Annotated in this window: 17 protein-coding genes and 4 pseudogenes; 11 read left to right on the forward strand and 10 right to left on the reverse strand. The window is 63.2% G+C overall.

What is annotated here, in order from left to right:
* Positions 1-77: 77 nt before the first annotated feature.
* The 3 genes and pseudogenes from GBO37_RS18880 (at position 78) to GBO37_RS18890 (ending at position 3,565) form a co-directional block, all read left to right on the forward strand.
* On the forward strand, positions 78-1,196 hold the full coding sequence (locus GBO37_RS18880; protein WP_252930452.1) for a helix-turn-helix domain-containing protein: 1,119 nt from the start codon (positions 78-80) through the stop codon (positions 1,194-1,196).
* A 243-nt stretch (positions 1,197-1,439) separates the two neighbouring features.
* Positions 1,440-2,544, forward strand: a pseudogene (locus tag GBO37_RS18885) (IS3 family transposase).
* Positions 2,545-2,911: 367 nt separating this feature from the next.
* Entirely contained in the window at positions 2,912-3,565 is a 654-nt protein-coding gene (locus tag GBO37_RS18890) for a hypothetical protein (protein WP_252930453.1), read from the forward strand.
* 219 nt (positions 3,566-3,784) lie between these two features.
* Here GBO37_RS18890 and GBO37_RS18895 read toward each other — a convergent pair whose 3' ends face one another.
* The 3 genes from GBO37_RS18895 to GBO37_RS18905 are packed head-to-tail and all read right to left on the reverse strand — an operon-like array spanning position 3,785 to position 6,778.
* Complete coding sequence (locus GBO37_RS18895; protein ID WP_042246922.1) at positions 3,785-4,546, reverse strand: sulfurtransferase; 762 nt, start codon at positions 4,544-4,546, stop codon at positions 3,785-3,787.
* A 46-nt stretch (positions 4,547-4,592) separates the two neighbouring features.
* Positions 4,593-5,960: a chromate efflux transporter gene (chrA, locus tag GBO37_RS18900; RefSeq protein ID WP_252930527.1), complete on the reverse strand. Its 1,368-nt coding sequence runs from the start codon at positions 5,958-5,960 to the stop codon at positions 4,593-4,595.
* Entirely contained in the window at positions 5,960-6,778 is an 819-nt protein-coding gene (locus GBO37_RS18905; RefSeq protein ID WP_252930454.1) for a sulfurtransferase/chromate resistance protein, read from the reverse strand. The genes chrA and GBO37_RS18905 overlap by 1 nt, the downstream gene beginning before the upstream one ends.
* Positions 6,779-6,989: 211 nt before the next feature.
* On the opposite strand from GBO37_RS18905, the pseudogene GBO37_RS18910 reads away from it, so the two are divergent.
* Positions 6,990-7,295: pseudogene (locus GBO37_RS18910) on the forward strand (IS5/IS1182 family transposase); the annotation flags it as partial.
* Positions 7,296-7,557: 262 nt separating this feature from the next.
* Positions 7,558-8,844 (forward strand): DUF4010 domain-containing protein, encoded by a 1,287-nt coding sequence (locus tag GBO37_RS18915; protein ID WP_042250000.1) that lies wholly within the window; start codon positions 7,558-7,560, stop codon positions 8,842-8,844.
* 1,072 nt (positions 8,845-9,916) lie between these two features.
* On the opposite strand, the gene GBO37_RS18920 is transcribed toward GBO37_RS18915, so the two are convergent.
* Complete coding sequence (locus tag GBO37_RS18920; protein ID WP_252930455.1) at positions 9,917-10,156, reverse strand: hypothetical protein; 240 nt, start codon at positions 10,154-10,156, stop codon at positions 9,917-9,919.
* 53 nt (positions 10,157-10,209) lie between these two features.
* On the opposite strand from GBO37_RS18920, the pseudogene GBO37_RS18925 reads away from it, so the two are divergent.
* Positions 10,210-10,458 (forward strand): annotated as a pseudogene (locus GBO37_RS18925) (transposase); the annotation flags it as partial.
* On the opposite strand, the pseudogene istA reads toward GBO37_RS18925, so the two are convergent.
* Positions 10,395-11,403: pseudogene (gene istA, locus GBO37_RS18930) on the reverse strand (IS21 family transposase); the annotation flags it as partial. The pseudogenes GBO37_RS18925 and istA sit on opposite strands and share 64 nt — an antisense overlap.
* 308 nt (positions 11,404-11,711) lie before the next feature.
* Here istA and GBO37_RS18935 point away from each other — a divergent pair.
* From GBO37_RS18935 to GBO37_RS18945, 3 genes are read left to right on the forward strand one after another with little or no spacing between them, the layout of a single operon-like run.
* The gene (locus GBO37_RS18935) at positions 11,712-11,912 is read left to right on the forward strand and encodes a hypothetical protein (RefSeq protein WP_231559036.1); all 201 of its coding nucleotides are present in this window, start codon (positions 11,712-11,714) and stop codon (positions 11,910-11,912) included.
* Positions 11,909-12,433 (forward strand): IS3 family transposase, encoded by a 525-nt coding sequence (locus GBO37_RS18940; protein ID WP_252930456.1) that lies wholly within the window; start codon positions 11,909-11,911, stop codon positions 12,431-12,433. The genes GBO37_RS18935 and GBO37_RS18940 overlap by 4 nt, the downstream gene beginning before the upstream one ends.
* 30 nt (positions 12,434-12,463) lie before the next feature.
* The gene (locus GBO37_RS18945) at positions 12,464-12,700 is read left to right on the forward strand and encodes an integrase core domain-containing protein (protein WP_255351411.1); all 237 of its coding nucleotides are present in this window, start codon (positions 12,464-12,466) and stop codon (positions 12,698-12,700) included.
* A gap of 67 nt (positions 12,701-12,767) precedes the next feature.
* On the opposite strand, the gene GBO37_RS18950 is transcribed toward GBO37_RS18945, so the two are convergent.
* Complete coding sequence (locus tag GBO37_RS18950) at positions 12,768-13,319, reverse strand: universal stress protein (protein WP_052650133.1); 552 nt, start codon at positions 13,317-13,319, stop codon at positions 12,768-12,770.
* Between the two features lie 259 nt (positions 13,320-13,578).
* On the opposite strand from GBO37_RS18950, the gene GBO37_RS18955 reads away from it, so the two are divergent.
* Both GBO37_RS18955 and GBO37_RS18960 read left to right on the forward strand, forming a co-directional pair.
* The gene (locus GBO37_RS18955) at positions 13,579-14,025 is read left to right on the forward strand and encodes an SDR family NAD(P)-dependent oxidoreductase (protein WP_197054753.1); all 447 of its coding nucleotides are present in this window, start codon (positions 13,579-13,581) and stop codon (positions 14,023-14,025) included.
* Complete coding sequence (locus GBO37_RS18960) at positions 14,025-14,201, forward strand: SDR family NAD(P)-dependent oxidoreductase (protein WP_252930528.1); 177 nt, start codon at positions 14,025-14,027, stop codon at positions 14,199-14,201. Before GBO37_RS18955 ends, GBO37_RS18960 begins: the two co-directional genes overlap by 1 nt.
* 180 nt (positions 14,202-14,381) lie before the next feature.
* On the opposite strand, the gene GBO37_RS18965 is transcribed toward GBO37_RS18960, so the two are convergent.
* The 4 genes from GBO37_RS18965 to GBO37_RS18980 are packed head-to-tail and all read right to left on the reverse strand — an operon-like array spanning position 14,382 to position 19,346.
* A complete protein-coding gene (locus GBO37_RS18965; RefSeq protein ID WP_136857812.1) occupies positions 14,382-16,070 on the reverse strand; it encodes a complex I subunit 5 family protein in 1,689 nt (562 codons plus the stop codon).
* On the reverse strand, positions 16,067-17,545 hold the full coding sequence (locus GBO37_RS18970; protein ID WP_252930457.1) for a proton-conducting transporter membrane subunit: 1,479 nt from the start codon (positions 17,543-17,545) through the stop codon (positions 16,067-16,069). Before GBO37_RS18970 ends, GBO37_RS18965 begins: the two co-directional genes overlap by 4 nt.
* The gene (locus GBO37_RS18975) at positions 17,542-19,017 is read right to left on the reverse strand and encodes a complex I subunit 5 family protein (protein WP_136857813.1); all 1,476 of its coding nucleotides are present in this window, start codon (positions 19,015-19,017) and stop codon (positions 17,542-17,544) included. Before GBO37_RS18975 ends, GBO37_RS18970 begins: the two co-directional genes overlap by 4 nt.
* Positions 19,014-19,346, reverse strand: coding sequence for an NADH-quinone oxidoreductase subunit K (locus tag GBO37_RS18980; protein WP_136857814.1), 333 nt, complete (start codon positions 19,344-19,346; stop codon positions 19,014-19,016). Before GBO37_RS18980 ends, GBO37_RS18975 begins: the two co-directional genes overlap by 4 nt.

The raw sequence follows: 19,346 nt of genomic DNA on the forward strand, positions 1-19,346 counted from the left end.
CCTGATTGATATCCCCTAAACGAATCTACTTCAACACCGCTCACGGTGACCGGGGAAGCTTTTTCTTCCGAAACACCATGAAACATGCAATTCAATCACAAACCGCTTTGGCGGAACGTACAGCTATTGCCTTCCCGAAAAACTACGAACTCCTGGGCCCGGTACGGGTTCTTAGGAAAGAGCTAGGCCTTACGAGCAACGATGTGACGGTACTGACCGCTTTGCTCAGCTTTCTTCCCCGCGATTGGGAAACCACTGAAAGAAAGACGCCGCCTAAACTGACCATTGTGTTCCCCTCAAACTTCTCATTGTCTGACCGCGCCAACGGCATTGATGAGCGGACCCTTCGTCGGTGCTTGGCCCGCCTTGAGAATGCTGGCCTCATCAGCAGGAAAAACTCAGCAAACGGCAAGCGCTTCCCCCTCCGTTATGGCGGCATCATCCAGGACGCATTTGGGATCGACCTCAGCCCGCTCATACAAGGCTATGACGTCCTTGCAGCAAAAGCATCGATGCGTGCGGAAGAGCGTGAACGTGTACGCTCACTTAAGGCAGAAGCACTGGCCCTACGCGCATCGCTCCTCCATACGGAGCGTTTCGACGAAACACGGTTGTCGGCACTCGAGACGGTCAGGAACATTCTGCGGCGGGCAACACTTACGGCAGACGCCGTATTGCAAATCATTTCTGATCTGCGCGAGCTAGGCGCCAATACCCCGAAGAGTTACGGAGAGTGCCAAGCTAAAAGCACACAATTAGCTAACACCCAAGCGTCAGGCGACGACACTACCTGTAGAGACCATTGTCCGCACGAAGTGACCGGCAAAAACGGTCATAATGACCGGCAGATAGAGTCTTTAAAAAAAGAACTTAAAAAGACTGACCGGCTTACGCACCAGGGTAACCATGTCCAGAAGAACCCGAGAGTATCCATGAATCGAGATCCAGAAAATATGGCATGGCATGACTTCTCACACGTGGCCAGCTTCTTTCCAGAGGCACCTAGAACCGAAAAGGCGCTCAGCCAAATTCTTTGCGACATTGGCCAATTTCTTAGAATAAGCCAACAAAACATGCTGCGCGGCTTGGAGAGAGCAGGCGCCGGGAAGCTTCTACTGGTCTTGGATTACCTGCTCGCAAAAGCTGAAGATATTAGGCAGCCCGAGGCATACTTCAAAACTATCTTACGTACATAAACAGCGCATTTTCCAGTTCTTGACCGCGGTCAAGATTAACATTGGAACGAACCGGTTTCTACGTTTGGAGGGAGGCCGCAGGTAGACCTCAGACATTGACTTCGAACATCTGCCGAGTAAAAGATCTGATGAAGAGAATTTTTCAGAAAATCGCTCTGTTACTGCTCTGCCCCCTGAAAACTGGACCGTTTGAAGCTGGAGTTTTCGGCTAGCCTTCCCTGGCTGGGAGAGGAGCGGAGAACGATGAAGGCATCGAAGTTCACGGAAGCGCGAGACAGGCGTTCATCCTGAAGCAAGGCGAGGAAGGCACGCCGGTTGCGGAGATCTGCCGCAAGGCCGGGATCAGTCAGGCGACCTACTTCAACTGGAAAAAACGGTATGGAGGTCTGCTGCCTGACGAGATGCGCCGGCTGAAGGCACTGGAGGATGAGAACAGCCGCCTGAAGAAGATCGTGGCCGACCTGACCTTGGATCGGGAGATGTTGCAGGACGTCATCCGCCGACAGCTCTGAGGTTTGCCCGGACACGGGAACTGGTCGACGGGATGTTGGTGGGCTGGAGCATATCGATCCGCCGGGCATGTGAGGCCCTGCGCTTTGACCCGTCGAGCTACCATTACAAATCCCGCCGAACCGGGCAGGCCGCACTGGACCTGAGGATCCGAGAGATCTGCGAAACACGGGTGCGCTACGGATATCGGCGTGTCCATGTCTTGCTGCGACGGGAGGGCTGGCAAGTGAACATCAAGAAGACGCGCAGGATTTACAATGAGTTGGGTCTGCAGCTCAGGAACAAGAATCCAAAACGTCGGGTGAAGGCCAAGCTGCGCGATGATCGCCAGGAGGCAGTCGGACCGAACGATGTCTGGGCCATGGATTTTGTTCATGACCAACTCGCCCTCGGCAACAAGCTGCGGATCCTGACGATCGTGGATACGCATTCCCATTTCTGTCCAGCAGCCGACCCGCGTTTCGCTTATCGGGGTGAGGATGTGGTCCGGACACTGGAACGGGTCTGTGCCCAGGTCGGCTATCCCAGGACGATCCGGGTCGACAATGGCAGCGAATTTATCTCTCGCGATCTCGACCTGTGGGCTTATGCCAACGACGTTACCCTGGACTTCTCACGCCCTGGAAAACCGACAGACAATGGCTTCATCGAGGCGTTCAACAGCAAGCTCCGGTCCGAATGCCTGAACGCGCACTGGTTCATGAGCCTTGCGGACGCGCAGGAAAAACTGGAGACTTGGCGTAGGCACTACAATGAGGACCGACCTCATAGTGCGATCGGATATAACGTCCCGATCGCCCTGCATTATCCCGGCGGCGCAGCCAGCCCGTCGCCATGACCGAGCCGGAAAACTCTAGCATCCGGCGGTCCAAGGTTGGGGAGCAGCGCATGATGAAGCAAACTCTTCATTAAACCGAGGGACGTTCCGGGGGGCAGGTCAAAATCACTATACGGATGTGCGAAAACTTGGCGTCTAAAAGCAAAAAAGCCCGCATAAAACGGACTTTTTTACGTACTCGTTGGACGATGAGGGTGGCCGAAACCCGCGACCTCACGCGCCTTTCACAGGTCAATATAGCTAGTGAATCGGCAGTGTCAACAAAATGTTGACTATCGCCAGTGATGTAGAGCAAAGGTGAAGAGAATGTCTCTGAGGTTTATAAAACGTTTTTCAGTCAATAGCTTATGAAAAGTAGATGTAGCTCATGCCGTTTACACAAGATGAAGTGCAACAGCTTCCAGACATCTTTTCCGCGCCAAGGTTTGCCACCTACCTAGCCGAGAAAAATGCTCATCGAATCGAAGCACTAGAGCTTTATAAATGGAACCTTGACGTCTCATGTGCATTTTTTGCACCCTTACAGGTGTGCGAAGTCAGCATCCGTAATGCAATCTCGGAAGCGATTGAGTTAACATATGGGCCAAACTGGCCCTATGAACAAAGCTTCGAGATCGCATTGCCGAACCCACAGAGAGCTTACAGTCCGAGAGCGAACCTGCTGTCTCATCGAAATGAGCCTACGACGGGGAAGGTCATTGCGGAACTAAAGTTTGTGTTTTGGGAACGAATGTTCACAGGCCGCCACGACAAAACAATCTGGAACCATCACCTTCGAACGGTCCTGCCCAACTTAGACGCAGCAAAATCTGTTCAGCAACTTCGACGCGAAGCATTTGACACGCTAAAAGATATACGTGACCTTCGGAATCGCATTGCGCACCATGAACCAATTTTTCGGCGTAATATTCAGGACGAGTATAACCGTATTAAGAAGGTAGTAGGATGGCGTAGCACTGTCGCGGCTAATTGGCTAGATAAGGTCGAAACTGTGACCAACCATATACCAAATAAGCCCTAAAGCAGCGGCATTATGATTTTCTACAAGTGAAGAATCTGTATCGAGTAGAAATATCTACATGTGACATAACATAGCTTATTGTTGCTCAATATGGAGGGGAAGTGGGTTCATTGGATTGAGCGCCAAGTTATCCACATTTTCCGGGGATGCTTCTGGGGGCATCCAGAGATTAAGCAATGAGAACAACCTTGCTATGCTAAGAAATTCGCTGCGGTAGAGCTACTCTAAGGAGCAGCTTTCATCCGCAGCCCAGTCCCCGAAGCTGAGATAGTAGACCCTGATATCCTCCTGCCCCGCGGTGAGTGCGGCCAAGGCTGCCAGGGCTGCGCGTCCGCCGCCTTGACAGTGTGTGACGACAGGAACGCCGCGGCGGACCCCTGCATCAGCCATCATCTGCACTAATTCGGCTGCCGGTCGCAGATGCCGCCCGTCTAGCAAATCGCGATGATCGAGATGCGCGGCGCCGCGCAGATGGCCCCCACGCTTGTTCCCCTTCAGATCTTCGCCGCTGAACTCGGCAGCGGTCCGGGCATCAAAAATCTGGACGGATGGCAAGGCTGTCTTCAGCTCCTGCCGCCCGATGAGGCCGACTGCCCCCGCGCCCGGGCGAAGGTCGGGTGCGGAGGTGCCTGGCATCGCCTGCGCGGGAGGCGTCCCAAGGTCCGGCAGGCCCCCGTTCAGCACCGCGGCCGGAAGCCCGAAATACTGCAGGATGAACCAAACCCGGGCGGCCTCGGTCATGCTGCCGTCGTCCAGGACCACGGTCAGGGCATCCTGCGTCAGGCCCAATTGTGCAATCTGGTCCTGCCAATAGGCGAGGTCATCAAACCCCGTGTCGCTTTGCTTGGCCGTGGCAACCCAGATCCGGATCGGCACAACCGTCATGCCCGTGGGACGTTCCTCTGCTGTGGGGACGTAAAGCAGACGAAACAGACCCATATCGGCCAGCTGAGGCGCGGTGACGATGGGCGAATTGATCATAGGCTTATGTCCTTTTTCAGAATGCCCGTCAGCAGATCGGGCGTCATCAAGCGATCCCGGCAAGTCGCAGGGCCAGCCCGGCCAGCGCGCAGATCGCCAACACCGTAACCGCGCCCAGTTTGAAGCGGAACACCGCCACGATGGCGACGGTGACCAGCGCCAGTGCGGCCACGTCCAGCGTGGACCAAACCGGCCAGTCCAGGTCCAGCCCCATCGCGGTGACAGGGCGCAGCTGGCCGAACAGCACGTGCAGCCCGAACCACAGCGCCAGGTTCAGGATCACCCCCACCACCGCCGCGGTCACCGCCGTCAGCGCGGCGCTCAGCGCGTGATTGTCGCGCAGGTGTTCGATGAAGGGCGCGCCCAGGAAGATCCACAGGAAGCACGGCAGGAATGTGACCCAGGTGGTCAGCAGCCCGCCCAGGGTCGCGGCCAGCAGCGGCGGCAGGCTGCCCGCCTCGCGCAGCGCTCCCATGAAGCCCACGAACTGCGTCACCATGATCAGCGGCCCCGGCGTGGTCTCCGCCATGCCCAGCCCGTCCAGCATCTCTCCGGGGGCCAGCCAGCCATAGGTCTCGACCGCCTGCTGGGCGACATAGGCCAGCACCGCATAGGCACCGCCAAAGGTCACCACCGCCATCACGCTGAAGAACCCGGCAATCTGAGAGAACACGTTCTGCGGCCCAAGCATTAGGAACAGCGCTGCCACTGGCAGCAACCAGAGCCCTAGGAACACGACCGAGATGCGGGCCGCCCACCCCGCGCTGACCCGTGTGTGATCGGGCGTGCCCTCTCCCAGCAAGGTATCGGCATCTTCGACCTGGGTGCCGCCCATCTTGCCGTGCCCACCGCCGCCTTGAAATGCGGCTAGCCCGGACCGCGCGCCCAGATATCCCGCGACCGCTGCGGTCAGGATGATGACCGGAAACGGCACCCCAAATGCGAAGATGGCAACAAAGGACGCAGCGGCGATGCCGATCATCGTAGGGTTCTTCAGGGCGCGCGACCCGATGCGGATGACCGCCTGCACGACGATGGCCAGCACTGCGGCCTTGAGGCCGAAGAACAGCCCTTCCAGCACGCCAGTATTGCCCCAGATCGCATAGATCCACGACAGACCCATAATCGCCACGACACCGGGCAGTACGAACAGCAACCCCGCGATGATACCGCCAAGTGTCCGGTGCATCAGCCAGCCGATATAGACGGCCAGCTGCATCGCCTCGGGGCCGGGCAGCAGCATACAGTAGTTCAGCGCGTGCAGGAACCGCCGCTCGCCCAGCCATTTTTGTTCCTCGACCAGCACGCGGTGCATCAAGGCGATCTGGCCTGCGGGACCGCCAAAGCTGAGCAGGCCAATGCGCGCCCAAATGCGGGTGGCCTCGGCAAGGGTAGGATAGGGACGGGTCGTCATCATTCTGCCCTCGACTTGTTAGTGGGCCAGTTGTGGGTCTCGCCGGTCGCGTCACGCGCCGACCGATAGAGCGCGTCATAGACCAGCATTCCCGCCTCCAACTGCTCCAGATCGTCGGCATACATGCGCGACAGGCCAAGGGAGACGGCCAGCAGCCCCGCTGCTTCGGGTGCCAGGTCCAGCCGTGCCGTATCGGCAGCCCGCACGATCACGGCCAGTCGGTCCAGCGCCGGAACGGACAGGCCCAGTTCAGCCAGCATCACGTCGAAACTGCACAGATCGCCCCTATGGCTGAAAAAGACATCCTCGATGTCGAACGGCGCAGCCTCATGGCGCTCGGCCACACCCGAAACTTCGGCCGGCGCCACGAACAGGATTACCGCACGGGGATCGACGAACCGGCGGATCAGCCACGGGCAGGCGATCCGGTCGATCTTAGGTCGCGCGCGGGTGACCCAGACTGTGCGGCCCTGCCCGTCGCGCGGGGGCAAATGGTCCGTCCGAATCAAAGGCAAGCCTGCCTCTCGCCACGCGACAAAACCACCTTCCAGGTATTCGGCCGGGCGTCCTTCGGCGCGCAGCCACGCCGCAGCACCCTGACTGCGACGATGACCCGCTTGGCAGAGCACGAGGACAAGACCGGGCGGCAGCGGCGGCAGATCGGCCAGCGCACGGTCATCCGCGCGGATGGTCCCCGGCACCAGCCGCGGATCGGCAGCGAAGTCGGTATCGGACCGGACATCCAGAATGACCGGCGCGCGCGGCGTGCCGAAGATCCGGGCAAGTTTGTCGATGGAAATCGCATTGAGCGCAGGCATGGGCGTTCCTCCCGTGAAGGTTTCAATGGAACGCGAACTTCGGCTGACGCCTCGTGGGGCGGTCGCAGGCCCCATGCGCAAGGAAATAGATTGCGGGTGATGGCAAGGTCAAGAAGGTAGATCGACGTTACCTCGTGTGCAGCGATGCAGCCTCCGGGGCGTAGCACGTCCTTGCCGGTTGTTACGAAGTCCAACCGATGGATGGCGTCGCCGCGAGGCCACCGCGATCATCCCTATCCGGAAGAACGGCCGATGTTGGAAAGAGGACTGCCCTGCCGCGATCGCCCGAAACGAAACCCTGCGTGCCACCCGGCACTATGCCAGGGCGTTTTGGAAGCGATGGACGGGATACCACGTCCGAAGTCGGATCGAAGCGAAGATGCGGTGCCTCAAGGCCTTCGGTGAACGCATCGCGGCAAGAGACCCCGATCGCCAGACCGCCGAAATCCAGATCCGCGTCACACTGATGAACCGCTTCTCGGCCCTCGGAACGGCCGAAATCATTCGTGTGGACTGAGGCCAAAAGGGGAAGGGACAATCATGCCCCAGGCGTGAGTTACGCAACAACGCCCTCAGCGTCTGCCGGCTGACCCATCGTCAGGCCTATGCCGACATCTTCATGGTCGCCTGCGTCGGCCCGCTGCTGGCCCTGGTCGTGGTCGTCCTGGTCGCGGCCTGATATCGGCGTGGATGGTCTTGTGGCCGCAGGCGCAGTGAGGAATGGTCAAAGCGCGGCGCGCCTGATGGCCTGAGCCGAGTCGGAAGGGCGCAGTGATCGGATGATGGAAGAAGCAAGTCAGGCCCTGCTGCTGCTCGAGGCGCTCGGCATCGGTCTTCTGATCGGGATCGAGCGCGAGCGCAACGGGGGCGAGAACGGCGGTCCGGCCCCGATCGGGGTCAGGACCTTCTCGCTCGCCTCGCTGATTGGCGCACTCAGCCAGTATGCGGGCGGGCTGCCGTTGCTGGCGGTGGCGCTGGCCGCGGTGGGCGTCCTGCGGGCGGTCGCACATCTGTCGCAGCCGGACCGGCAGGCAGGAATGACCACCAGCCTCGCGCTGGTGCTGGTCGTGGTTCTGGGTGGGTTGTCGGTCGAGCATACGTTCCTTGCCGCCGCGTCGGGGGTGCTGGTCGTCACCCTGCTGGCGGCACGGTCGGCCCTGCGCGACTTCAGCCGCTCGGTCCTGAACGACTTCGAGATGCGCGACGGATTGATCCTTGGCGTCTCAGGTCTGATCATCCTGCCAGTGATCCCCGATACCGGCTTCGGGCCGGACGGTGCGATCAATGCGCGCGCCATCTTTGTCATCGTCATCCTGGTGATGGTCATCGGGGCGGTCAGTCACATCTGCACCCGGGTCTTCGGCGACCGGCTTGGCCTGCCACTTTCGGGGTTCCTGTCGGGTTTCGTGTCCTCGACGGCCACCGTGGTCGAGATGGGCCGCAAGGTCGACGCACCGGGTGATACGGCCGTCCGCTTCATCCAGCCAGCGGCGGCGGGGGCCACCTTGTCTTCGGTGTCGTCGCTGGTGCAGACCGGCATGGTGCTGGGCCTGGTCAGCCCGTCCCTGTTCGCCCTGGCATTGCCGGTGCTGGTGGTACCGACCGTGGTCGTGCTGATCTTCAGCGCCCTGCTGGTCTACCTGGCTACGCGAAAAGGGGGCGAGCCGGCGGGGATCGAATTGCCCTCGCGGATCTTTAGCGTCAAGGACGCGGTGAAGTTCGCTTTGACCGTGACAGCGGTCATCCTGATCTCTGCGATGCTGAACGATCGGTTTGGTACCGAGGCCGTACTGCTGTCAGCGGCCCTGGCCGGGTTGATCAGCACAAGTTCGGCTGCCGTCGCTCTAGCCTCACTGGTGGCTGCAGGCCAGATGCCGGCGGGTGAGGCCGTGATGCCCTTGGCGGCTGCCCTGACGGTCAATGCCATGGTACGACTTGTGCTTGCCCTCCGCTCACGATCGCCGGTATTTGGGCGGATTGTGGCACTGGGCCTGGTCCTGTCCGTCCTATCCGTCTGGATCGGCTGGCACTTCTCGGCGGTAATTAAGGTCTGGCTGAACGACTAAGCAGGCGCCTGTGGCGATACGGCAGCTTGGTCCTGGCTCCAGGCTTTCGCTTGGGGCGCCATGCTGGCGGCCTGCACAGGTCGCTGTGCGTCCCGGTTGGCGACTAATCTGCAATGCCCGTTTCAATGGTGATTCTCACACTGCACCCTGGTGGCCATCAGGATGTACACTGGCGACGGCGTATGGGGTGCGGTAGGCGGGGAAGGTGGCAGTCAGGGAAGCGAAGCCTCATTTCGGGCTGGACAGCTAAACTTGCAGGGCTCGAAGAATCTTTGGCAAAAAGAGATGCCAGCGCCAACTTGGCCCACGGGATACGAGCAGGCCGGTTAACGCGGCCTGCAGGATCCGTTGGGCATTGGCGCAAAATGTTGCGCTGAAATCTCCCGCCGGTGCGACGGAAGGTCCGGGTTGGCCACCAGCGGACCAGGCTGCCGATGACCGAAGCCCTTCTCATTAGGTCTCGATGACCTAGGTGCCGCGCAATTTCAGCGTGATGGTGACGGCGGCGGCGTCGCGGTTGCGCCAGAACCAGCCGTGCTCGCCGGCAAAGGGGGCCTCGATGCTGCCCTTACTTACCCGCAGCTTCTTCCCGTCCGCGGGCGTAGTTGATCGGCTGGCCTTTGTTCTGGGCTTGTTGGTTGTTTAACCTGACAGGCCTGATCGCCCCTGGAGCCATCCATCGGCTTCGGCTTTTCGCTGACCCGGACGTCCATCGGGCGCTTCATCAACCGCTCCGCGCGCGAGGCCGACCGGGGCGCGGTCTTTGCCGCACAACTCGCGTTTTCACACGCCTGCTGGCTGGTCACGTATCCACTGGCGGGTTGTATCGGCGCGGGCGCGGGCGCGGGGCTGTCGGTCGCGGCGCTGGTGCTGGCGGGGATCCGGGCGGCCAGTTTGGTGGCGGTGCTGCGCCTGTGGCCCGCCGATGACCTGACCGTGTTGCCGCATGTCCACCCGGACCTGCCGCCCGACCATCCGCATCTGGCCGAACACGGCCCCACCATGCCCATGCTGTCGTCATCGACGATCTGCACCGCCGCTGGCCCAAGGCGGCCTGAGCGGGGGACTGCGCCTAGCACTCCTCCGGGGCGCGGAAGTGGCGGAACTGGTGCAGCTGCAGCAGGTCGTAGGTGATCTTGAGCCCGCCGCAGACGAGAAACGGTACGGCCAGCCATCCCGCCCCCATCATTGCCCCCGCGATCGAGGGACTGACCGCGGCGGCAAGGCTGCGTGGCATCGAGGTGAAGCTGGCGGCGGCCGTCCGTTCGCCCTCGGTCACGACGGCGATCACATAGGAGGACCGGGTGGGCACTGAACTGCGCCGGGTCTGCCGGAGACTCCAACTCTTGAGTAGGATGGAGCATGATGAGCAAGACGACGAACAAGTTTTCCCCTGAGGTCCGCGAGCGCGCAGTGCGGCTGGCTCTCGACACCGAGGGCCAGCATAAGTCGCGCTGGCAGGCGGTTATGTCGATCGCGGCGAAGATCGGCTACACCGCACAAACCCTGAACGAGTGGGTCAAGAAGGCCCAAATCGACAGCGGCAGGCGCGCCGGTATCCCGAGTGAGATTGCCGAGAATATGAAAGCGCTGGAACGCGAGACCCGCTTGCTCTGCTCGACAAAGCCGTCGAAGGTCGGCGGTGTCGGCATCAGCGCAGCCCGTTCCGCAGCCCAAGCCTCAGCGATCGTGCCCGGCAGCATGCCGTGCGGCAGGCGCGCCCACTGCTCGATGCAGCGTTCCTCGAGCCAGGCGTTCATCGCCGCCAGATCCGGAAAAGTCCGGCATCAGCTGAAGGATCTGGTGCCGGGCATCCTGCACGTTCTTCTCGACCTGCCCTTTCTCCCAGCCCGCTGCCGGGTTGCAGAACTCAGGCTCGAAGACGTAGTGGCTGGTCATCGCCAGGAACCGCGTGTTGACCCTCCGGACCTTGCCCCGGCCGACCCGGTCAACGGCGGTCTTCATGTTTTCGTAGATGCCCCGCCCTAGTACCCCGCCGAACACCCGGAACGCGTGCCAGTGAGCATCGAACAGCATCTCGTGCGTCTGCAGCAGATAGGCCCGCAGCAGGAATGCCCGGCTGTGAGACAGCTTGATGTGGGCAATCTGGAGCTTCGTGTTCTCGCCCGCGATCGTCGCCCAGTCCTCGCTCCAGTCGAACTGGAAGGCCTCCCCGGGCTGAAACACCAGCGGGACGAAGGTGCCGCGGCCGGCGCTCTGCTCCTCGCACTGGTGATCGGCCTTCCACTGCCGCGCGAAGGCCGCGACACGGTTGTGGGAACCGGTGTAGCCCAGAGCGACCAGCTCCTTGTGGAGATGCTTCAGCGTTCGCCGCTTCTTGCGCGACTTGCCAGCTTCCGTCTTCAGCCACGCCGACAGCTTGTCCGCGAACGGATCCAGCTTGCTCGGCCAATCCGGCGTCCGGAACGCCGGCTCCACCGTGCCTGCCCGAAGATACTTGCGGATGGTGTTCCGCGACAGCCCCGTCCGCCGCGCAATCTCCCGGATGGACAGCCGATCCCGCAGCCCCCAGCGTCGGATCACACTCAGTAGCGCCATGTCAATTACTCCGTTGTCCCCGCTTCCAAAGCCAGGGCGCGTTCAAACATAGGTCACTTCTCAGTGGAAATCTCCTGGCCACTGGAGTGAACTGCATGGGCTGGACCACAGCTGATACGCTGGACGGGCCTTGATTGGAGAAGGCCCATGACACCACGAGGTCCCTACCGCCGGCATTCCACGCCGTTCAAGCTGCGGCTTTGCCAAGACACCCGCACCGGCGCTCTTGGGCGGCGCGATGCGCAGCGCAGCCACAATCTTTCCGCCAACCTCATTCAGCTATGGCTTACGCAATATGACCGGGGGGTTTGAACGACGAGGAAGCCAAGGCCGGTGTCATTGCAGAGTATGAAGCTCGCATTGCCGCGCTCGAGCGGAAGATGGGTCAGCTCACGATGGAGCTGGATCTTGAAAAAACACCACGGATGTGGACCGCGGGCGGCAGCGAAAGATTCTTCGTGATCAGCGGCCCCTTGGCTGCTCCGTCAGACGGGGGTGCAAAGCCATGAACCTGCCGCGGCGCACCTACTACTACCGCTCTGCTAGGACCCTCGAGCTGACAGACGGCGAACTCACCGCCATCATCGAAGATGTCCAGGATGAGCTACCCTGCTATGGCTATAGACGCGTGACTCACCAGCTTCGGCGCCGTGGTTTTGCAATCAATCACAAAAGGGTAGCACGGGGCATGCGAGTAGCGGGACTGGGCATCAAGCCCCGCAAGCGCTCTGTGCGTACGACTGACAGCCGGCATGACTCTCCAATCTTTCCCAACCTGTATCGCAACCTCATTCCCGATCGCCCTGACAGGGTCTGGGTCGCGGATTTCACCTACATCCGTGTCGTCACAGGCTTCTGCTACCTGGCCGCCATCCTTGATGCGTGTAGCCGCAAAGTCATAGGCTATGCATTGTCACAGCATCTGAATACGGAACTGGCACTCGCAGCTCTGCGCGCGGCCGTCATGACCAGAAAGCCTTCCAAGGGCTGCATTCATTATACGGATCGCGCCTGTCAGTACGCATCCTAAAGCTATTGGGACGCCCTCGCTGCTTCAGGCTTGCGCCGTTCGATGAGCAGCGACGGCAATCCTTATCATAACGCGCAGGCTCATAGCTTTATGAAGACCCAGAAGGTCGAGGAGGTCTATCGAGCCGGTTACGAGACTTTTGCCGATGTGGCAGTCCGCTTGCCGATCTTCATTGAGCAGATCTACAACACGAGAAGGCTTCACTCAGCCCTCGGCTACAGAACCCCAGAGGAATTCGAAACCCTGTTTGCCCAGAAAGCGGCTTAGTTCGAATGGTGCGATGTCGTCCACCCCATGGGGTTCACTCCAAACCCGGCTCAGTTCTCAGCGGAAATCAACACACGGCCAGCAGCACCGATACCTCGATCCGGTCGGACGGGACAGGGTCAAGGCGCGCGGCAAGGGCGCGCAGGCCGGCCTCGGGCGCGGTATCTGCGGCCGCAGCTGCATCGCCACCGGTCGCATGGACAAGACGGATGCGCGCGCTATCCAGAACCCCTAGCCACAGTGCGGTCTGGGCCGCGAGATCGGCGGGGTCCGACAGGTCGGAGGCGATGAGGACGCGCCGGTAGGGGCCCTGCGGCTGCTGTCGCACCGACAGCACGGGACGGGTGCTGCCGCGCAGCACCCGCTGGATCGTTGTCCCCAGAAGCCCCGCCAGAGGCCCGCGCGACCGCGACGCGCCAAGCACGATCAGATCGTGGTCGCCCGCCTCGGCGGCCGCAAGAATTTCGGTATGGGGTTCGCCCTTGCGGATCAGCATCTCGGGGCGCACGGCGTCGGCGGGTTGGCGGGCGTCGAGCCACTCGGTCATGACCGGTGGCTCGGTACCACCGTCGCCCAAAACCAGCGCGGCCGATACCTCGGGGTCCACGACATGCAGCATGCTGATCCGCTCGGCATGGCCGCGCTACAGCAACAATGCCCGGTCCAGCGCCGCCACCGACTGCCGGGCGAAATTGGTTGCCAGAAGAAGCGTCTCGATCATCTAGTGAGGGTTTGCGCTATTCGCCGCAAAGGCAAGCCTTTCCGGACGTCCAGGCGAAAACGCGGAAATCCGGCGCCTGCTTGATCCATGTCAGGCTTGGTCGATACCGGCTATGGCAGCATCGCGGCAACGCAAACCGGAACGAAAGTAATCGGACATGGCATTGCTGGCTGGAAAGGTCGCGCTGGTCTCCAGCGCTGCGGCGGGGATCGGGCGCGCGACGGCGCTGAAATTCGCCGCCGAAGGGGCAAGGGTCATGGTCTCGGATGTCGAGACCGGGGGCGGCGAGGAAACCGCGGCGCTGATCCGCGCCAGGGGCGGCGAGGCATGTTTCCTGCGCGCCGACGTGTCGGTTGCAGCCGATGTCCAGGCGCTGGTCGCCGCCACAGTCGCGGCCTATGGTCGGCTGGACTGTGCCTGCAATAACGCCAGCATCGAAGGCACGATCGCGCCCTTCATCGAGCAGACCGAGGCGAATTTCGACCGCATCATCGCGGTCAACCTGAAGGGCACCTTCCTGTGCCTGCAGGCCGAGATCACCCAGATGCTGGCCCAGGGCGGTGACGGGGGGCCATCGTCAATCTGTCCTCGGTCGCCGGGCTGATCGGCTTTCCGGGCCTTGCGTCCTATGTCGGAGCAAAGCACGGGGTGAACGGGCTGACCCGCAATGCAGCACTTGAATATGCCAAGTCGGGGATCCGGGTGAATTCGGTCTGCCCGGCCGGGATCGACACCCGGATGCTCGATTCGCTGGCCGAACAGGCGACGGGGGCAAGATGACCAGCCGCCAGATGATGGACGGGCTGCACCCGATGGGCCGCATCGGCGCTCCCGGCGAGGTGGCGGGCCTGATCGTCTAGCTCTGCTCGCCCGAGGCCGGGTTCATGACCGGCGCGGTGGTGCCGGTCGATGGCGGGTTCGTCGCACAGTGGTCCGCAGGGGTCGAAGCGCGGGGTCGCCTCAGATCAGGACGGAGGCCAGGATCGCACCGGTGACGGCCAGCAGCAGGATCGCAGCGGCGGCACCTTCGCGGAAGATGTCCTCGACGCGGTCCAAGTCCTCGGCGATGACCGTCTGCGGCTTCGGACGCGACCGGCGCAGGGACCGTGATCCGGCGCGCATGGCGGCCCGGGCGGCGACGGTCAGGGCTGCGGCCCGGCGCTGCACCGGGCCGAGGGCATCGCCTTCGGGCAGGGCGGGCGGTTTCAGCCCGACCGCGGCGGCCCCGGCGATCAGCAGCACCGCCAGGCCCAGCGGCCAGGCATCGGTGATCTGCGCGCGCAGATCCGTCGCCAGCGGGGACTTGTCGGCAAGATCGGCGTAGAGCAGCCAGGGCAGCCAGAGCGCCGCGCCCGCCAGCGCAAGGAACGCCAGCGCCATCAGGACCGGCGGGCGGCGGCGCGGTTTCGACCGTGGCAGAACCGCCAGATAGCGCGCCATCGCCAGCGCAGTGGTCAGCGCCGACAGCCCGATCAGCGTCGCGCCAAGGGCCCCGGCCGGGTCCTTCAGCGCCGACTTGACCAGCGCCCCGGCCAGCAGCGGGCCCCCGGCCAGCGACAGGCCCAGCACCGCCAGTACCGCCATGAGCCCCCAGCGCCAGGCCCGGCCGCAGGTCGGGGCCAGCCCGACGCCAAGAAACAGCGCCCCCTTGGCCAGCCCGTGATGCAGCGTGAAGAGTGCCAGCGCCGGCAGCAGCGTGGCGGGCGCGCTGCCTTGCGCCAGGGCATAGCCCAGCACGCCCATGACCAGCCCCATCTGGCTGACGGTCGAATAGGCCAGCACCGACTTCGCCCCAGCCTGCCCCAGCGCCAGCAGCGCCGCAAGGAACAGCCCAGTGAAGGCCAGAATCATCAGGACAGTTCCCGCCCCCAGTGCCGGCGTGCCCAGCGGCAGGAACGCCACAAGCCCGAAGATCCCGGCCTTGACGATGGCGCCCGAGAGCACCGCCGAGGCCGGCACCGGTGCCGCCGGATGCGCCACCGGCAGCCAGACATGCAAGGGCATTAGCCCGGCCTTGATCCCGAAGCCCGCGATCAGAAGCCCGAGTGCCGCAGGATGCGTCGAAGGCAGGGCTAGGGCGGCGCGCACCGCCTCGATCCCGATGGCTCCGCCCGCGCCGTAAGAGGCCAGCATCAGCCCGACCAGGATCGCCACCTCGCCCAGCACGGCCAGCACCAGATAGACGGTGCCCGCCCGCATCGACGCGGGCTTGCGGTCATGGATCACCAGCGGATAGGCCAGCAGCGAGACCAGCGCGAAAAAGACGTAGAAGCTGATGATGTCTGCGGCGATGAAGACGCCAAGATTGCCGGCCAGCACCAGGTTCCAGAACAGCGCGAAAGACGTGGGCCGGCCGTCGTGCCGCAGGTAGAAGGCCGCGTAGACCCCGGCCCAGAACCACAGCAGCGCCGCCCCGCCCAGAAACAGCGCACCGGTCCCGGTCAGTTCCAGCCCGCCGTCCAGCAGGATCCCCGGCAGCGCGACCGGGGTGTCGCGCGGGGTGATGACCGCGGCCGCCAACCCCGGTAGCGGGCCGAGCGGCAAGAGCGTCACCATGCGCGGGCCCCAGCCCGGCAAGAGGGAGAGGCTCGCTAGCAGCATCGGCCACAGGACAGCCAGCGGCAAGAGCAGCGACAGGTCGGCTGTCATCGCAGGTAGCCCCCCTCGGCGATCAGGGTGACCCAGGCCAGCGGGCTGAATGGCAGCGAGGCGAAGATGCCCGCCCCCAGCGACACCAGGGCAGTCACCGCTGCAGGCAGGATCAGCATCCGGTCGCGCGTGGTGGCCAGTTCGCGGATGGCGGGACGGTCCGCAGGGGGCGGCAACAGCCAGGCGCGATAGAGGAGCGGCAGGAAATAGGCGGCGTTCAACAGCGACGAGCCCGCCAGCACCGCCACCACCCAGGCCGCGTCCGATTGCAGCGCGCCGATCCCGAGATACCATTTCGAGATGAAGCCCGCGACCGGCGGCAGCCCGATCATGCCCAGCGCGCCGACCGAGAACGCCGCCATCGTCACCGGCATCAGGCGGCCCGCCCCGTCCAGATCGGCAATCGCCTTGATCCCCATGCGGTTCGCGAGCGCGCCGGCGCACATGAAGAGGGTGATCTTCATGATCCCCTGATGCACCAGATGCACCAGCCCGCCGATCACGGCATATGGCCCGATCAGGCTGGCGCCAAGGATGATGTAGCTGACCTGGCTCACCGTGGAATAGGCCAGCCGCTTCTTCAGATCGGTCTGCATCAAGGCGCGGACCGAGCCGTAAAGGATGGTGACCGAGGCCAGCGCCGCCAGCGGCAGGCCCAGCCCCAGGTCGGCCACGGTGCCGATGCCGTAGACATCATAGATCATCCGCACGATGCCGAAGGCTCCGGCCTTGACCACTGCGACGGCGTGCAGAAGCGCGCTGACCGGGGCGGGGGCGGCCATTGCCTCGGGAAGCCAGCCATGCAGGGGGAAGATCGCGGCCTTCACCCCCAGCCCGCCGATGCACAGGATGAAGATCAGCGTCAGGGTCAGCGCGGGGATGCCGGTCAGGTCCGGCGGCGCGGCGAACTCGATCGCCCCGACCAGCGACTGCAGCCACAGGATCCCGGCTAGGAAGGCAACGCTGCCCGCCAGCGTGTAGGAAAGGTAAATCCGCCCCGCGCGCAGCGACTTATCGTCGCCCTTATGCGCGACCAGCGGCCAGGTCGCCAGCGTCAGCAGTTCGTAAAACAGGAAGAAGGTGATCGCGGTGCCCGACATCGCCACGCCGGTCGCCGCCAGAACGCATAGATTGAAGAAGCCGAAGAACCGCGACAGGTTCGGCCCGCGGTCGAAATACGCGATGGCATAGATCGTGGTCATCAGCCACAAGAACACCGACAGAGTCACGAACAAGAGCGCAAGCTTGTCCAGCCGCAGCACAAGATCGTTGTCCGGTAGGAACTCGTAGCGCCATTCAAACACCAGACCGGCCTCAGTCGCGTTTAGCAGGTAGGCTACTACCAGCAGCTTGGTAAAGGCCACGCCGAGGTTGGCCGCGTTGCGCCAGGAGGACAGCCGCTCTGGCAAGGCAAAGCTGACCGCGGCGGCGACCAGCGGCAGGAACACCAAAAGCAGCGGCGCGGAGGTCATCATGGCGCGACCTCCGGTTGGATCACCGTGGGCGTGGCCCAGGGTACCTCAATGGCCGAGACGTCGACCAGCGCGGTGCCGGCAAATCCCATAACGATCGCCAGTCCCGCCAGCGCCAGCGGTGCCACGGCTTTCACTCCGCCGGTCACCGGGCCGCGCGACGCGGTATCAGGTCCCGCGCCAGCCAAAGGGGCAAAGCAGGCCGACAGCGCCCGAAAGAGATAGACCGCTGCCAGAAGGCCACCCACCACCAGCACTCCGGCATAAAGGAACGCGCCCTGCTCGATTGCTGCGCTTAGCAGCAGGAACTTGGCGGTGAACCCGCCCGAGGGCGGCAGCCCCATCAGGGACACCGCCGCAAGGCCGAAGGCGGTCACGGTCAGGGGCATAGCCTGCGCCAGTCCGCCCAGATCGGCGATCCGGTCACCGGCGGCAGCCTTCAGCATCAGCCCTGCCGCAAGGAACATTGCCGCCTTGGCCAGCATATGCGCCACGCCGTGCAGCGTCATCCCGGCCCAAGCGCTGGAAGGCTCGACCGCCCCGGCGACCAGCGGAAAGGCCAGGAACAGATAGCCGACCTGCGCCACCGTCGAATAGGCCACCAGCGGCTTCAGCCGGTCCTGCCGCATCGCCTGGATCGACCCGTAGATCACCGCCGCCGCACCCAGGCCACCCAGCACATGCAGGGCGGCAGAGCCGGTGATGGCCGGGAAAGCCTCGAACCACAGGCGCAACAGGATCACGAAGCCAAGCTTGACCGCAATCGCCGACAAAAGCGCGCTGGCCGGAGCGGGGGCGGCGGCGTGGGCGGGCGGCAGCCAGCCGTGCATGGGAAAGAGCGCAGCCTTGATCAGAAGCCCCGCCGTCATCAGCCCCAGCGCCATGACCGTCGCCAGATCGAGGCGCGCGACCTGTGCCAGCAGGGTCACGTCGACCGTGTTGTAATTCGCCACCAGAAGCGCCACGCCCAGAAGATAGGCCAGCGAGCCCAGCATCGCGATCATGAAATAGCGCAGCGCCGCCGCAAGCGACCCCATCGCGGCCAGCGCCACGGCTGCCAGGCTGACCATCTCCAGCGTGACGTAGAGGTTGAAAAGGTCGGTGGTCAGAAAACCCGCATTGGCCCCGGCCCACATCAGGTAGAGGAGTGGCCAGAATGTCTCGGCCGTGGCCGCGCCGCCATCATTGCCGCCCGGCGGATCGACCAGCGCATGCAGCCCGATGGCACCGATTACCAGTGCGCCCGCCAGTACCATCAGCCGCGCGACCCCGTCGGCGCGCAGAAGGATGCCCAGCGGCAGGTCCCAGTTGCCGACCAGCAGCGTTGTCCCCGGCGGCAGGAGCGCCAGCCACAGCGCCAGCCCCGCCATCACCGGTGCCGCCGCCAGGATCAGCCAGCGACCGCTGCCACGCAGCAAGAGCGCCGCCACCATGAAGCCAAGCGGCACCGCCACCAGAAGGCCAAGCAGGTTCATGCGTCCGGCTTTCCGGCTTTGCCCTGATCTGGGGACCGAGGTGCTTCGGCCAGCCGCACGATCATCGCCGCGCCAAAGGCGGTCAGTGCCACCGCAACGACGATGCCGGTGATCACTAGCGCCTGCGGCATCGGGTCAATGGCATCCGGCCCGCGGCCGAGACCGCCCAGGATCAGAAAGACGCCCGCTCCGACCACGTTGACCGCGAGAAGCTGACGCAAGGCATGTCGCCGGACGATGAAGGCGTAGAACCCGAGTGCGGTCAGGATTGCCCCCGTCACCGCGTAGATATGACCGGCGGAGACCGGTTCGGGTGCCAGGAGTTCCAT

The organism is Paracoccus sp. 08 (assembly GCF_024105395.1).
GTDB classification, from domain to species: Bacteria; Pseudomonadota; Alphaproteobacteria; order Rhodobacterales; family Rhodobacteraceae; genus Paracoccus; species Paracoccus marcusii.